Source organism: Serratia sp. 121840015-1 (assembly GCF_053627655.1).
This window is the reverse complement of record NZ_JBSEYF010000001.1, coordinates 2,305,569-2,320,695: the sequence shown is the minus strand read 5'-3', so window position 1 is coordinate 2,320,695 and position 15,127 is coordinate 2,305,569. Positions and strand designations below refer to the sequence as shown.

13 protein-coding genes are annotated in these 15,127 nt (G+C 63.7%); 5 read left to right on the top strand and 8 right to left on the bottom strand.

Going from position 1 to position 15,127, the window contains the following annotated elements; all coding sequences use genetic code 11:
* Positions 1-61: 61 nt before the first annotated feature.
* Entirely contained in the window at positions 62-385 is a 324-nt protein-coding gene (locus ACUXAC_RS11270) for a heavy metal-binding domain-containing protein (RefSeq protein WP_004928400.1), read from the top strand.
* 48 nt (positions 386-433) lie between these two features.
* On the opposite strand, the gene ACUXAC_RS11265 is transcribed toward ACUXAC_RS11270, so the two are convergent.
* Positions 434-1,960 carry a DUF3300 domain-containing protein gene (locus ACUXAC_RS11265; protein ID WP_197861784.1) on the bottom strand — a complete coding sequence of 509 codons (1,527 nt, stop codon included), beginning with the start codon at positions 1,958-1,960 and terminating at the stop codon, positions 434-436.
* 187 nt (positions 1,961-2,147) lie between these two features.
* On the opposite strand from ACUXAC_RS11265, the gene ACUXAC_RS11260 reads away from it, so the two are divergent.
* On the top strand, positions 2,148-2,984 hold the full coding sequence (locus ACUXAC_RS11260) for an N-acetylmuramoyl-L-alanine amidase (protein ID WP_197861785.1): 837 nt from the start codon (positions 2,148-2,150) through the stop codon (positions 2,982-2,984).
* On the opposite strand, the gene ACUXAC_RS11255 is transcribed toward ACUXAC_RS11260, so the two are convergent.
* Both ACUXAC_RS11255 and ACUXAC_RS11250 read right to left on the bottom strand, forming a co-directional pair.
* Positions 2,985-3,995 carry an NAD-dependent epimerase/dehydratase family protein gene (locus ACUXAC_RS11255; protein WP_454266665.1) on the bottom strand — a complete coding sequence of 337 codons (1,011 nt, stop codon included), beginning with the start codon at positions 3,993-3,995 and terminating at the stop codon, positions 2,985-2,987. It lies immediately after the preceding gene.
* Between the two features lie 158 nt (positions 3,996-4,153).
* Positions 4,154-5,593: a DUF2867 domain-containing protein gene (locus ACUXAC_RS11250; protein WP_454266664.1), complete on the bottom strand. Its 1,440-nt coding sequence runs from the start codon at positions 5,591-5,593 to the stop codon at positions 4,154-4,156.
* 151 nt (positions 5,594-5,744) lie between these two features.
* Between ACUXAC_RS11250 and ACUXAC_RS11245 the strand changes: the two genes are divergently transcribed.
* A complete protein-coding gene (locus ACUXAC_RS11245) occupies positions 5,745-6,092 on the top strand; it encodes a DUF1294 domain-containing protein (RefSeq protein ID WP_033654657.1) in 348 nt (115 codons plus the stop codon).
* Here the strand turns inward: ACUXAC_RS11245 and ACUXAC_RS11240 are convergent, their stop codons facing one another.
* Positions 6,093-6,920, bottom strand: a complete 828-nt coding sequence (locus ACUXAC_RS11240) for a MurR/RpiR family transcriptional regulator (protein ID WP_387442645.1) — start codon at positions 6,918-6,920, stop codon at positions 6,093-6,095.
* 167 nt (positions 6,921-7,087) lie between these two features.
* On the opposite strand from ACUXAC_RS11240, the gene ACUXAC_RS11235 reads away from it, so the two are divergent.
* A complete protein-coding gene (locus tag ACUXAC_RS11235) occupies positions 7,088-8,644 on the top strand; it encodes a PTS transporter subunit EIIC (RefSeq protein ID WP_187322197.1) in 1,557 nt (518 codons plus the stop codon).
* The gene (locus ACUXAC_RS11230; protein WP_159317858.1) at positions 8,641-9,336 is read left to right on the top strand and encodes an N-acetylmannosamine-6-phosphate 2-epimerase; all 696 of its coding nucleotides are present in this window, start codon (positions 8,641-8,643) and stop codon (positions 9,334-9,336) included. Before ACUXAC_RS11235 ends, ACUXAC_RS11230 begins: the two co-directional genes overlap by 4 nt.
* A 30-nt stretch (positions 9,337-9,366) precedes the next feature.
* Here ACUXAC_RS11230 and ltaE read toward each other — a convergent pair whose 3' ends face one another.
* From ltaE to hcp, 4 genes are all read right to left on the bottom strand, one after another.
* Positions 9,367-10,383 (bottom strand): low-specificity L-threonine aldolase, encoded by a 1,017-nt coding sequence (gene ltaE / locus ACUXAC_RS11225; protein WP_123894484.1) that lies wholly within the window; start codon positions 10,381-10,383, stop codon positions 9,367-9,369.
* A 75-nt stretch (positions 10,384-10,458) separates the two neighbouring features.
* Positions 10,459-12,180 carry a ubiquinone-dependent pyruvate dehydrogenase gene (poxB, locus tag ACUXAC_RS11220; RefSeq protein ID WP_454266663.1) on the bottom strand — a complete coding sequence of 574 codons (1,722 nt, stop codon included), beginning with the start codon at positions 12,178-12,180 and terminating at the stop codon, positions 10,459-10,461.
* Positions 12,181-12,379: 199 nt separating this feature from the next.
* Positions 12,380-13,381: an NADH oxidoreductase gene (gene hcr, locus ACUXAC_RS11215; protein ID WP_084826498.1), complete on the bottom strand. Its 1,002-nt coding sequence runs from the start codon at positions 13,379-13,381 to the stop codon at positions 12,380-12,382.
* A gap of 56 nt (positions 13,382-13,437) precedes the next feature.
* Positions 13,438-15,087: a hydroxylamine reductase gene (gene hcp / locus ACUXAC_RS11210; RefSeq protein WP_060421649.1), complete on the bottom strand. Its 1,650-nt coding sequence runs from the start codon at positions 15,085-15,087 to the stop codon at positions 13,438-13,440.
* Positions 15,088-15,127: the final 40 nt, after the last annotated feature.

Below are 15,127 nucleotides of genomic sequence, written 5' to 3'. Positions count from 1 at the left end.
GCGAACACAATGCCAATCCTCTGGTCATAGATACGTTGAATTAATCAAACAAGGAATTCTGATGCAGCTTTCAACTACCCCGACCCTGGAAGGGTTCACCATCACCGAATACTGCGGCGTCGTGACCGGCGAAGCGATCCTCGGCGCCAACATTTTTCGTGATTTCTTCGCCGGCGTGCGCGATATCGTCGGCGGCCGCTCGGGCGCTTATGAGAAAGAGCTGCGCAAGGCGCGCTTGATCGCGTTCGAAGAGCTGGAAGATCAGGCGAAAGAGCTGGGCGCCAACGCGGTGGTCGGCATTGATATCGATTATGAAACCGTTGGTAAAGACGGCAGCATGCTGATGGTGACCGTCAGCGGCACCGCGGTGAAAGTCAGCCGCTAACGCCATTCTCGCGCCCCGGCCATTCTGCCGGGGCGACGTTCTCTTGCTTTACCCCACCTTGTGCTGCTCGACGATCGGGCGGTGCTCCTGCGGTTTTACCGGCGCCGGCTCCTGGCGATGCTGTATCGGCTGAACGAACGACGGGCGGATCTGCGGCGCCGGGGCCGGATGCGGCATGACGCGTTCTTGCGGCATCGGCGTCGGGCGCACTACCGCCGGGTGCGGCGCTACGGCCGGTTCGTGTACCGCCGGCTGAGCGACGTGAGGTGCGACCTGAACCGGTGGCCGCACGGCGGATTGATGCACCGGCGCGACGGCTGGCATCGGATGCGTCTGTACCGGCGCTGAATGCACGGCCATCGGCTGCTGCGCGTGGGGCGCCGCAGGCTTGGTATGCGTGAACGTCGGCATGCTCATCGGTTGCTGCACATGGGACGCGTTGACCGATTGTTGCACGTGCGGCGCGGCCGCTACCGGCTGGGAATGCGCAAAGTTCGGCATGGTCATCGGCGCATGGGCTGCAGGCGCGACGCGCGGCTGTTGCGGCGCCGCGTTCGGCGTCGATGCGTTGAAGCGCGGCGTCGGCGCGGCGGGGGGTGTATTGTAGTTGTTCACCGTGCTGGTGCTGCTGCGATTCACATTGTTGACGTTGTTATATTGGTTGATGTTGGTGACGCGATTTACCACGGTGGTGGAGTGCGATACGTAAGGCGCATTGCGGTAGACCACCGGTTGGCGTCGGTCGTCCCAGCGCATATCCCAGTTGTGCCAACCGCTGTTGTGCTGATTGAACAATGAGGCGACCGCGATGCCGACGCCGAAACTGATCACGCCGGCCGCCAACATGTCGCCGCCGCTATAGCCCGAAGGCTGATACTGATAGCTGGGGTAGGCGGGGATTGGCGTGCCGTAGGCCACCCAGGGGTCGTAATGCGGGACGTAAACCGTATCCGGCTGGCTGGGCTCGATGACGATGGTTTCGCCCGGCGCCGCCACCACGCTCTGGCGATAAGACTGTTGCTCCACGTAACGGGTGGTGGGCGCCACGACGATGCGCTGCTGCGGGGTGTTTTTCAGCGTACCCTGGCTGGCCGCCCGCTGGCGCATCACCTGAATGGCGTTCATCACGTCGGTGGGATCGTTGAGGTAGGCGCTGCCCAGGGCGGTGGTCCAGGGGATGTTCTTCGCCATCTGATCGAGTACGTCGGGGAATTGCACCAGGCCGCGCACGCTGGGATCCCAGGGCTGAGCGTCGGCCGCCGAGCTGAGCGCCGCCGGCTGCAGGCCGCGGTTTTGCGCCAGCCAGGCATCTGCGGCGCTGATTTGGTCGGGATAGCCCGCGCCGGCCAAGACCTGCGCCAGCAACTTATCGGGGAACAGCGCCACCGGGCTGACCAACTGGTACAGCTGATCGGCGGTCAGCGGCGTATAGGCCGGTGCACTTGCAGTAGCGGCGGGAGCGGCCGGGGGCGGCGTGCTCCCGCCCATCGCACCAGCGACTTTTTGCTGATCGCAGCCGCTGAGCGGCAGCATGGCGGCACAGAGCAACCAGGACAGATAGCGTGGTGTGAACATGTTCGACTCCGCTCTTTCAGCGCAGATGATACTTTGAGACTATCATGGGGGGCGCAGGGCGCCAGCCGAGAGAAACACTCGCTTGCACATCGGCGCTATCTGTCATCATTTCTCGATGAGCGTGATGATTGGATACAGGCTAATCGCGTCGCCTTACCATTTTCACGGGCGACAATCAGGAGGATAAGTGAAAATTTGGCCAGGGATTATCGCCGCCGCGCTGTTGGCGGGGTGCCAAAGTCCACAGCAGGACACGCTCGTCGATCGCGGCGCTTACCAGCTCGAAACCCTGCATCAGGCGCAGGGTGCCGATCAGCGCATCCGGTTTTTGGTGATGCATTACACGGCGGAAGATTTCCATTCATCGCTGAAAACGCTGACCGACGAGCACGTCAGCGCCCATTATCTGCTGCCGGCGCACCCGCAGCGCGATCATGGCAAACCGACGGTGTACCGGCTGGTGCCGGAGGCGATGCGCGCCTGGCATGCCGGCACCAGCGCCTGGCGCGGCCGCAGCAACCTCAACGACACCTCGATCGGCATCGAAATCGTCAACAAGGGCTTCACCCGCAGCATGCTGTTCACCCACTGGCAACCCTATACGGCGGAGCAGATCGCCGTGCTGATCCCGCTGAGCCGCGACATTATCCAACGCTATGGCATCCAGCCGCAGGACGTGGTGGGGCACAGCGATATCGCGCCGCAGCGCAAACAGGATCCCGGCCCGCTGTTCCCCTGGCGGCAGCTGGCCCAGGCCGGCATCGGCGCCTGGCCGGACGAACGAGACGTGCAGCGTTTGCTGGCGGGGCGCGATCGTCATGCGCCGGTACCGATGGCGCCGCTGCTCGAAAAGCTGGCGCGTTACGGCTATGCGAACGACCCGTCATGGGATGCGCGGCAGCAGCGCAACGTGGTAGCGGCGTTTCAGATGCACTTCCGGCCCGACGATGTGCGCGGCGAGCCGGATGCAGAGAGTGAAGCGATTGTCGATGCGCTGCTGGTGAAGTACGGCGCGGCGCGTTGATTACAGGCCGTGCAGCTTACCGTGATCTTTCAGCCAGCGGGCGGTGCGCGCGATGCCTTCTTCCAGCGAGACGATCGGCTGATAGCCCAGCTCTTGCTGCGCGCGGGTGGTATCGAGCGTGAGGTCGAAGTTGAGTTTAGCGACGCCGTAGTGGGTCAGCACCGGCTCCTTCTCGCTTTTGCTGCCGAGGCGTTCCATGCCGCGCGCCATCATATCGAGCATCGGATAGGGGACGGAGCGGATATGGCACTTCATGCCCAGATCGTCGATCAGCTGCTGCACCACGGTGCGTAGCGGGCGCGGCTGCTGGTTGGTGATGTTGTAGGCGCGGCCGGACGGGGTATCTTCTTTTAGCGTCGCCAGCCACATGGCGTGCACCGCATTCTCCAGATAGGTCATGTCCACCATCGCCGCGCCGCCGCGCGGCAGCAGCAGGTTGCCGTAGCGTTTGATCATCTGTAGCAGCCGCGGCAGCATCACTTTGTCGTGCGGCCCGAACAATCCCTGCGGGCGCAGAATGGTGAAATGGGTCTGCGGATTGGACAGCGCCAACTGCTGGATCACCTGCTCGCCGGCGGCCTTGCTGCGCGCGAATTCGTTGGCGTAGCGCTGCGGGCGGAAGTCTTCGGTCACGTTGCGGTGATGGTGGTAATCGAAATAGATCGCCGGGGAGGAGATGTGAATGAACTGCGCTACGCCGTAGGCCGCCGCCCATTCGCCGAGGCGGCGGGTGGCGCGGACGTTGGCCAGTTCGAAGGCCTCTTCGGTGCCCCAGGGCGAGGTAAAGCTGGAGCAGTGCCACAGCACGTCGACGTCCGCCAGCATCGCCTTGGCCTGCGAAGAGATCAGATTGGTGAGATCGGCATGAATAAACTCCGCGCCCATTTTTTCCAGCAGGCCGCCCATCGCCTGGTTGCGGCCGGTGGCGCGCACTTTGATGCCCTGGTGGCGCAGATATTCAACGGCGTTACGGCCTAACCCACTGGTGGCACCGGTGACCAATACCTTCATAACGGACTCTATTCTCACCCAAAATCGGAATACCGGCGGGCGCTTGCGGCGCTCCCAGCAAATAAGATGCCATTCTTCCGTGATTTCGTGCGCTATGCAATCGGAAAGCCCCGAAGCACAGCGGCAAACTGTGCGGTTGATCGACAAATGAACGGCGTTCAGCGCTGTTGGCGATCCCGGCTCTCAGCAAGCTCGGCGATGCGCTTCGCCATGCCGCGAAAAATGAACAGGTGTGCGGGCATCATGGCGAACCAATACAGCAGCCCGCTGAAGCCGGCCGGATGCCACCAGGCGCGCACGTCCAGCGTGCGGCGATCGCCGTGATCGGTGATGCTGAAGCTCAGCCGCCCCAGCCCCGGTGCCTTCATGCCGAACAGCAGCGCCAGTTGCCGCAGCGGCTTCAGCGTGATGACTTTCCAGCCGTCGATCTCGTCGCCCATCGCCAGGGTCGCGCGCGCCGGGCGGCCGTAGACCACCCCGTTGCCGATCATGTCGTCCATGCGAGCGCGGAGCCGCCACAGAATATTGGCGTAGAAATAGCCTTCTTCGCCCCCCAGCTGCTGCACCGTTTGCCACAGGGCCTCGCGGGTGGCGGCGGTGTCAAGCGAATAACCGGCCTGTTTTGGATAGTAACCGTAGCCGGGGCGCCAGCGGGCCCGCGCCGCCGGATCGTAGCCCCAGTCGGCGGAATCGACCACCTCCTGTTCGCGCTGCAGCGTGGTGGCGACCGCCTGATCAAAGGTGTGCAGCCGCTGCGGGATCAGGGCCTGCAGCGGCCGGCCGTCGGCGGGCAGATCGTGCTTCAGCCCCTGGATCAGCGCGCGGGCGATCGGCGGCGGCACCGAGGTGATCAGGCTGATGAACCACACCGAAATCAGCCGCGTCGGCAAGGGGATCGGGATCAGCCAGCGCCGCTTGCCGCTGAGGGCGATAAAGAGTTTGAACATATCCTGATAGCTGAGGTACTCCGGCCCGGCAACGTCGAAGATGCGGTGTTCCTGCGCCGGGTGCGCCAGCAGATCGGCCAGATAAACCAGCAGGTTCTCCAGCGCCACCGGCGATGACTTCGAACGCACCCAGCGCGGCGGCGTCAGCACCGGCAGGTTGTAGACCATGTCGCGCATCACTTCGAACGCCGCCGAGCCGGGGCCGACGATGATGCCGGCGCGCAGCTCGGTCACCGGCACGCCGCTCTGGCGCAAGATCTCGCCGGTCAGGCGGCGGGCCGCCAGGTGCGGTGAGCTGTCGTCGTTTGGCTGCAGCGCGCCGAGAAAGATCACCTGTTTGACGCCGGCATTGCGCAGCGCGTCGCGCAGGTTTTCCGCCGCCTGGCGCTCCTTCTCGATAAAATCGTCGCCGTCGCCCATCGCATGCACCAGATAGTAAAGCGTATCGATCTCCCACAGCGCCGCGCTCAGGGTCTCCGGGCGATACAGATCGGCATACAGGCAGTTGACCTGCGGCCAGTTCCGCTCCTGCAGCCACTCGATGCGCCGCGCGGCGGCGGTAATCTGGTGCCCCTGTTCGATCAGGTGCGGGATCAGGTTCTGGCCTATATAGCCGCTGGCTCCAAGAACCAGTACGCGTTGGGGTGTCATCGGGCCGCCTTGTGCGGTAGAGGATTGGCAGAACGACAGGATGCCAAATTCAGGGTTTAAATGCACTTTTTGTATGGGTATAAGCCGGTTGCATCCATCCTGGCGCAGGTTCACACTACGCGCCCCCTTACCGAACGAAAAACCGGATGTCATGAAGCTCAATGTGATTTGTTACGCCCTGCTGGGCCTGGCGCTGGTCGCCAGCCTGTTCTCGCTGCATCCGGTGTGGATGTGGTTGCTGTTGGCCAACCTGTTGACGTTTCTGATCTACGGCGGCGATAAGCTGGCGGCGCGCAAAGGGTGGCGGCGGGTACCGGAGGCGACGCTGTTGCTGTTCGGTGCGCTGGGCGGGTGGTTGGGCGCACTGGCGGCACAGCAGCTGTTTCGCCACAAAACCCAGAAGCAGCCGTTTAAAACCTGGTTCATCCTCAGCGTGGCGCTCAACCTGGTGGCGGTGCTGGGGCTGTGGTACTGGGTTTATGGCCGCTGGATCTTCTGATTACAACAGCAGCGGCAGGGTAGCGCTGGCGGTGGCCTGCATCGCCTGAGCGTAGGCGGGATCGCGCTGAGCCAGTTCGGCGATCATCAACTCCACCAGCAGCATGGCGCCGACCTTGGCCGGCAGGGCGCCGGCGGTCAGCGGCCCTTCCGGTTTGGCTGCCACCAGCAGCGTATCCGCCATTTTAGCCAGCGGGCTGCGTTGGGTGTTGCTGATTGCGATCACGCGTGCGCCGCGCCCTTTGGCCAACGCCACCGCATGCAGCACGTCCTTGGTGGAGCCGGAGCTGGAGATGACGATCAGCAGATCCCGCTCACTCAGCGAGGCGGCGTTCATCGCCGCCCGGTGCATGTCGCTGAACAGCTGCGCCGGTTTGCCGAGGCGCAACAGCTTGTAGTGCAGAAAATCGCCGATGATGGCGCTGGCGGCGACGCCGTAAATCTGCACCGAAGCGCAACGCTGCAGGCTGTCCGCCGCCTGTTGCAGCGCCTGCGGATCCAACAGCGCGCCGGTATCCCGCAGCGCCTGCACGCTCTCTTCCACCAAATTTTCCGCCGCGCTTTGCCGCGTCGCCGCCTCCGGCTGGCTTTGCTGCAGGCTGATGGCCAGCGCCATTTTAAATTCGGTATAGCCTTTACAGCCCAGATGGCGGCACAGCCGCGTGACGCTGGCTTCGCTGGTGGCGCTTTCACGCGCCAGTTCGGTGATGGTCAGGTAAACGGCGCGGGAGGGCTCCGCAAGAAGATAGTTGCCGAGCTTTTGCAGCGTGGGGCTGTACCCCGCCAAATCCTGCCGCAGCCGCAATAACAAGTTGCCTGTATTCATCACGTTACCTTTCTGAGTATGCCCGTTTCTATTGTGGCGGAAAGACGCCGCCGCTCGCCAGCAAAATCGACGGATTGTGAAGCCGATCATCGTTATGAATAAAATTTTCATTAAATAAATTTTAATGTGGTAAAAATTTTCATCATAAAAATGATAGCGGGGAAAAATTTATGTCAACACCAGAATTGTCACGCTCCGGCGGCTGGTTCGAAAAAGCCCAGCTGTTCGGCAAATCGTTCATGCTGCCGATCGCCGTGCTGCCGGCGGCCGGCCTGCTGCTGGGGATCGGCGGTGCGCTGTCCAACCCCAATACCGTCGAGGCGTATCCCTGGCTCGACGTCGGCTGGCTGCAAAGCGTATTTACGGTGATGGCCAGCGCTGGCGCCATCGTGTTCGCCAACCTGGCGGTCCTGTTCGCGGTCGGCGTGGCGGTGGGGTTGGCCAAAAGCGACAAGGGCACGGCGGGGCTGGCCTCGCTGATCGCCTATCTGGTGATGAACGCCACCATCAATGCGCTGTTGAAAATCAACGGCACGCTGGCCACGCAGAACGCCGGCGCGCTGGGGCAGGGAACGATTCTCGGGATCCAGACGCTGGAGACCGGGGTGTTCGGCGGGGTAGTCATCGGTCTGGTGACCTGGTATCTGCACGGCCGCTACAACAAGATAGCGCTGCCGCCGTTCCTGGGCTTTTTCGGCGGCTCGCGCTTTGTGCCGATCGTCAGCTCACTGGCGGCGATGGCGGTCGGCGCCCTGATGACCGTGGTGTGGCCGCCTTTCCAACGGCTGATCTTCGGCATGGGCGGCCTGGTGGACGCCAGCGGCTATCTCGGCACCTTTATCTACGGCTTCGTGCTGCGCATGCTTGGGCCGTTCGGCCTGCATCACATCTTCTACCTGCCGTTCTGGACCACCGCGCTCGGCGGCAGCGAAGTGATCAACGGACAGCTGGTGGAAGGCACGCAGCGCATTTTCTTCGCCCAGTTGGCCGACCCGAATACGCAGCAGTTCTACATCGGCACGGCGCGTTTCATGTCCGGCCGCTTTATCACCATGATGTTTGGCCTGGTCGGCGCCTGCCTGGCGATGTACCAAAGCGCGCGCCCGGAGAACCGCAAGCGCGTCGGCGGGCTGCTGCTGTCGGCGGCGCTGACCTCTTTCCTGACCGGCATCACTGAGCCTATCGAATTCTCGTTCCTGTTCATCGCGCCGGCGTTGTACGTGGTGCACGCGCTGTTCGACGGCCTGGCGTTCGCGATCGCACACATTCTGCATATCACCATCGGCCAGACGTTCTCCGGCGGTTTTATCGATTTCATGCTGTTCGGCGTGCTGCAGGGCGAAGCGAAAACCCATTGGATGTATGTGCCGCTGGTCGGGGTGCCCTGGTTCTTCCTGTACTACTTCACGTTCCGTTTCCTGATCCTGCGCTTCAATTTCAAAACGCCGGGGCGCGAGGTGGAAACCGTGCCGGAAGCGGTGACGACCGGCACCGAACGCTCGCAGCAGGTGCTGGCGGCGCTGGGTGGCAAAGAGAATATCGTCGAACTGGATTGTTGCGCCACGCGGCTGCGCGTGACGGTAAAACAGAGCCGGTTGCTGGACGAGGGCGGGCTGAAGGCCAGCGGCGCGCGGGCGGTGATCGTTCGCGGCAACGGCGTTCAGGTGATCTATGGCCCGCACGTGACCATTATTAAAAACGAAGTCGAGGAGTTGTTGGATTTATGACGCTTTCCATTTTGCAGCAGATTAAGGGTCGGCTGGTGGTGTCTTGCCAGGCGCTGGACGACGAGCCGCTGCACAGCGATTTTATCATGGCACGCATGGCGCTGGCGGCCGAGCAAGGCGGTGCGGCAGCGATCCGCGCCAACGGCGTCGAAGACGTTAAAGCCATCATGCGCACGGTGGCGCTGCCGGTGATCGGCATTATCAAGCGCGATTATGCCGGTAGCGATGTCTATATCACGCCGACCCTGCGTGAAATCGATGAGCTGATGGCTGCGGCGCCACAGATGATTGCGCTGGACGCGACCGGCCACCCTCGGCCAGGGGAGCTGCAGCTGGAGGCGTTGGTTGCCGCGATCCGCGCCAGGTATCCCCGGCTGCTGCTGATGGCGGACATCGCCACCGTGGAAGAGGCGCAAGAGGCTGCCAGGTTGGGGTTCGACTGCGTGGGCACCACGCTGCACGGCTATACCGCCGAAAGCCGGGGCGCCCGACTGGCGGAGGACGATTTCGGTTTTCTGCGCGCGGTGTTGGCGGCGGTGCCGGTGCCGGTCATCGCCGAGGGCAATGTCGAAACGCCGGCGATGGCCGCACGCTGCCTGACGTTGGGGGCGCATGCGGTCGTGGTGGGCGGCGCCATTACGCGCCCGCAGCAGATCACCCGCCGTTTTGTCGAGGCCATCGGCGGGCGGTGAAGGGCTCCCCGGCGCGCCGGGGAGGAGGGATCAGGCGTGCTGCTGGAGGAACTCCCGCCACAGCTCGACCACCCGCTGCAGATCCTGACGGCTGACGTCGAGGTGGGTCAGAATGCGCGTCAGCGGGCCGCTGCTGATCAGCACGCCGCGTTCGCGCATCCACGGGCCGAATTTGGCCGCCAGCGCCGGTGATTGGCGCAGGTACAGCACGTTGGTCTGTGCGCCGGGTTCGGCAACCTCCACGCCGATCTGCCGCAGCTGTTGCTCCAGCCAGACCGCGTTGTCATGGTCTTCGCGCAGCCGCGCGACGTTATGCTCCAAAGCGTAAAGACCGGCCGCCGCCAGGATGCCGGCCTGACGCAGCCCGCCGCCGGTCATCTTGCGCCAGCGCAGCGCGCGCTGAATGAAGGCCTCGCTGCCGCACAGCAGCGATCCGACCGGTGCGCCCAATCCTTTTGACAGGCAAATGGTGAAGGTGTCGCAGTATTGCACGATCTCTTTCAACGGCAGGTTCAGCGCCACGGCGGCGTTGAAGATGCGCGCGCCGTCGATATGCAGCGCCAGCTGCCGCTCGCGGGTAAACTGCCACGCCTGCTGCAGGTAGGCCTGCGGCAGAACTCGGCCGCTGATGGTGTTTTCCAGGCTCAGCAGCCGGGTGCGGGCGAAGTGGATATCGTCGGGTTTGATGGCGGCGGCGAGCTTGTCCAGCGGCAGCGTGCCGTCCGCGTCGGCCTCGATCGGCTGCGGCTGGATGCTGCCCAGCACCGCCGCGCCGCCGGCCTCGTATTTATAGTTGTGCGCCTGTTGGCCGACCAGATACTCGTCGCCGCGCTGGCAGTGGCTCAGAAGTGCCACCAGGTTGGCCTGGGTGCCGCTGGGCAAAAACAGCGCCGCTTCTTTGCCCGACAGGCGTACCGCCTCGGCCTCCAGCGCGTTGACCGTCGGGTCATCGCCGTAGACGTCGTCGCCGACCTCTGCCTGAGCCATCGCCTGGCGCATGGCGGCGCTGGGGCGGGTGACGGTGTCGCTGCGTAGATCGATAAGCATAAGGTTCCTGGAATATAAGGGAGAGGAAAAGGGTACATGGCATCATATACCCTTTATTTCACCGGGGCAGCTTGCTTAGCGCAGCCAGTTGGTCTTCGCCAGCTCGACCACTTCGTCGCCGCGGCCGTTGATGATGGCGCGCAGCATGTACAGGCTGAAGCCTTTGGCCTGTTCGAACTTGATCTGCGGCGGCATCGCCAGCTCTTGCTTGGCGGTGACCACGTCCAGCAGCGCCGGGCCGGGGTGCGCCAACATCTCCTGCAGCGCGCCGTCCAGCTCCGAAGCTTTTTCCACGCGGATGCCCTTGATGCCGGCGGCGTTGGCGATCGCCGCGAAGTCCGGGTTATGCAGGTCGGTGCCGTCGGTCAGATAGCCGCCGGCCTTCATCTCCATCGCCACGAACCCCAGCACGCTGTTGTTGAACACCACGATTTTCACCGGCAGCTTGAGCTGCGCCAGCGACAGGAAATCCCCCATCAGCATGGTGAAGCCGCCGTCGCCGCACATGGCGATCACCTGTTTATCCGGCGCGGTGGCCTGGGCGCCGATCGCCTGCGGCATGGCGTTGGCCATCGAACCGTGGTTGAACGAACCGAGCAGGCGGCGCTTGCCGTTCATTTTCACGTAGCGGGCGGCCCACACCGTCGGCGTGCCGACGTCGCAGGTAAAGATGGCGTCGTCGCTGGCGAACTGGCTGAGTTGCTGCGCCAGATACTGCGGGTGGATCGGCTGGTCGTCGTTGGCGGTCGCCAGCCCGTCGAGATCCTTGCGCGCGTTGCGGTAATGCTCCAGCGCCTTGTCGAGGAACGCCCGGTCGCGCTTGGGCTCCAGCTGCGGCAGCAGGGCGCTGAGGGTGGTGTGGATATCGCCCACCAGCGCCATGTTGACCGGGCAGTGCGCGCCGATGCTGCCGGGGTTGATGTCGATCTGAATGATATTGGCGTTGGTGGGGTAGAACGCGCGGTAGGGGAACTGGGTGCCGAGCAGCACCAGCGTGTCGGCGTTCATCATCGCGTGATAGCCGGAGGAGAAGCCGATCAGCCCGGTCATGCCGACGCTGTACGGGTTATCCCACTCGATGTGCTCCTTGCCGCGCAGCGCGTGCACCACCGGCGCCTGCAGCAGCTCGGCCAGCTTGACGACCTCATCGTGCGCGCCGGCGCAGCCGCTGCCGCACATCAGGGTGATGTTCTTCGCCTGATTCAGCGTCTCCGCCAGCTTGTTCAGCTCGCTCATCGGCGGCTGCACCAGCGGCAGCGCCGGGCTATGCCAGGTCAGGGTCGCGTCCTCCGGCGCCATGCGCAGCGCCACGTCGCCCGGCAAGACCACCACCGAGACGCCGCGGTTGAGGATCGCCTTGCGCATGGCGATCTCCAGCACGCGCGGCAGCTGTTCCGGGTTGGAAACCAGCTCGCAATAGTGGCTGCATTCGCGGAACAGCTCCTGCGGATGCGTTTCCTGGAAGTAGCCGCTGCCGATTTCGCTGGAAGGAATGTGTGCGGCGATCGCCAGCACCGGCACATGGTTGCGGTGGCAGTCGAACAGCCCGTTGATCAGGTGCAGGTTGCCGGGGCCGCAGGAACCGGCGCACACCGCCAGCTGGCCGGTGAGCTGGGCTTCGGCGCCGGCGGCGAAGGCGGCCACCTCTTCATGGCGGGTGCCCAGCCATTCGATGGTGCCCATGCGGTGCAGGCTATCGCTCAGGCCGTTGAGCGAATCGCCGGTCACGCCCCAAATGCGTTTTACGCCGGCTTGATCCAGCGTTTTGGCGATCAGTGTGGCTACGGTTTGCTTCATGGTTCCCCCAAACATGGTTTGAAAAACGATGTGTACTCGATCCGGTGAGTGGCAGCAGAACAACTGCAAGCATAGCTTACCGGCTGTGGACGAGATGCGGTCAGGAAGGGTAAAGAGCGTAGGACGGAGGAAAGTGTAACCGGGCGGGGATGAGGGAACTTGCCGATAAATGCCCCATCGCGGCGATGGGGCCAGGGGATCACGCCAGCGTGACGTCGCCCTGCAGCTGGCAACTGCAGGCCAGCACGTAGCCTTGCGCTACCTCTTCCGCGCTCAGCGTCATGGTGCTGGTGGTGGTGTAGTCGCCCTCGAGGATGCGGGTTTTGCACGAGCCGCACACCCCGGCGCGGCAGGCGGCGTTGACCGGCAGGGCATTGGCCTCCATCGCCGCCAGCAGCGTGCTGCCGACCGGCACGCGGAATTCGCGCAGCGGGCGGGCAGCGCGCAGCGTCAGCCCTTCAGTAGCATCGGCCTGCGTTGTCGGCGTGTGGAATTGCTCTTTATGGAAACGCTCGGCCGGCACGCCGAGCCGGCGGCAAAGCTGCTCCACCTGTTCCATGTAGGGCGCAGGGCCGCAGGTCATCACCGTGCGTTCGGCGATATCCGGCGCCGCCTGCCGCAGCGTCTGTTCATCGATGCGGCCGCTGAGGTAGCCGGGTTGCAGATCCCGCTCGGCCATCAGCGTCAGGCGCAGCTGCGGATGAGCGGCGCACAGCGCGCGCCATTGATCGGCGAAAATCGTGTCGGCGGGGGTGCGCACGTTAAAAATCACGGCGATATCGCAGGCCGGACGGTTGGCGGTCAGCCAGCGGCACATCGAGACGATCGGCGTCACGCCGCAGCCGGCGGCCAGCATCAGATAACGATCGGCCGGATGGCGCTCGCAGCTGAACTCGCCCTGGGCATCGGACAACCACAGCGTGTTGCCGGGCTTGACCTCTTGCGTCAGCCAGCGCGACCCGACGCCGTCCGGCAGGCAGCGCACGCTGATGCTGAGAAAGCGGCTCTGGCCGGGCGAGGAGGAGAGCGTATAGGCGCGCAGCGTCTCCTCGCTGTTGCGGATGCTGACCAGCGCAAACTGGCCCGCCTGATAGGGGTAGAAAACGTCGCAGATCAGGTTCAGCGTCCAGACGTCGGCGGTTTCACGCTGGATGGAATGCACCTGCATGCGGTTCGGGCAAAGCGGAGTGGGTTGAGTCATCGGGGCACCTCAAAAAGCAAAGGGGCCGGCGCAGGCGGCCCCATAACGTAACGGCATCAGGCGAGCAGCGCGTTGATATCCTGCTCGACGGTGGTGATCGGACGCAGGCCGAATTTCTCGTTGAGGATCGCCATCAGGTTGTCGGTTAGGAAGCCCGGCGCGGTCGGGCCGGTGACGATGTTTTTCACCCCCAGCGACAGCAGCGTCAACAGAATGACGATCGCCTTCTGTTCAAACCACGACAGCACCAGGCTGAGCGGCAGCTCGTTGACGCTGCAGCCGAGCGTGTCCGCCAGCTTGACCGCCAGCATGATGGCGGAGTAGGCGTCGTTGCACTGGCCGACGTCCAGCAGGCGCGGCAGCCCTTCCAGGGTGCCGAAGTCCAGCTTGTTGAAACGGTACTTGCCGCAGGCCAGCGTCATGATCAGGCAGTCTTGCGGCACGCTGCGGGCGAAGTCGGTGAAGTAGCTGCGCTCGTCGCGGCTGCCGTCGCAGCCGCCGACCAGGAAGACGTGGCGCAGTTTTTTCTGCGACACCAGATCGATCACCGTGTCGGCGGCGTTCAGCAGCGTCTGGCGGCCGAAGCCGACGGTGATCAGGTGCTCAATTTCGGTGTAAGGGAAGCCGTTCATGCCCTGCGCCTGGCGGATCACGGCGCCGAAGTCGTCGCCTTCCAGATGGTTGACGCCCGGCCAGCCGACGATGCTGCGGGTCCAGATGCGATCGCCGTAGTTGCCGACGTTCGGATCGATGATGCAGTTGGAGGTCATCACGATCGGGCCGGGGAATTTGGCGAATTCCGTCTGCTGGTTCTGCCAGCCGCTGCCGTAGTTGCCCACCAGATGCTTGAATTTTTTCAGTTCCGGATAGCCGTGCGCCGGCAGCATTTCGCCGTGGGTGTAGACGTTGACGTTTTGCCCTTCGGTTTGTTCGAGCAGCATGCGCAGATCTTTCAGATCGTGGCCGGAGATCAGAATGGCTTTCCCGGCCACCGGGCGCACGTTGACCGCGCTGGGCTGCGGATCGCCGTAGGCCTGGGTTTCGCCGCGATCGAGGATCGCCATCACGTTGAAGTTCATCTTGCCGATGCCCATGGCGTTGTTCAGCAGGGTATCGACGTCGCGCGGCCGGGTGCCGAGCCAGGCCATAAAGGCGTGGTAGTCGGCATAGAGCTGCTCGTCGAACTGGCCGAGCACGTGCGCGTGTTCCATATAGGCCGCCGCGCCTTTCAGGCCGTACAGGCACAGCATGCGCAACCCGTGGACGTCGTCGCCTACCTCGGCCTTGTCACTGTTGAGGGCAAACTGCGCCGCCTGTTGCAGCAGCGCAGGCATATCGTCACCGGCCAGCTGCAGCGCCGCCATCGGGTGATCGACGCGTACGCCGGCGTCCAGCAGCCGGCAACGGGCGGCCAGCGAATCGCGCAGCAGCAAGGTTTCGCGCGCGTAGCCGATGATGCGCTGGGAGTCGAAGTTGACGTTGGTCAGGGTGGAGAAGAAGGCGCGCGGGGCGAAGCTGTCGATCTCGTGGTCGACGATGCCCAGCGAACGCGCCTGCAGCGCCCAGGCGGAGAGCCCCTGCAACGCCGCCACCAGCAGATCCTGCAGATCGGAGGTTTCCGCCGTTTTGCCGCACATGCCCTGAGCATACGCGCAGCCGTTGCCTGCCGGGGTACGGATGGTTTGTTCACATTGCACACAGAACATAGTCGCTTCCTTTTATTTTTTAAAGTTGCATTTATAATGC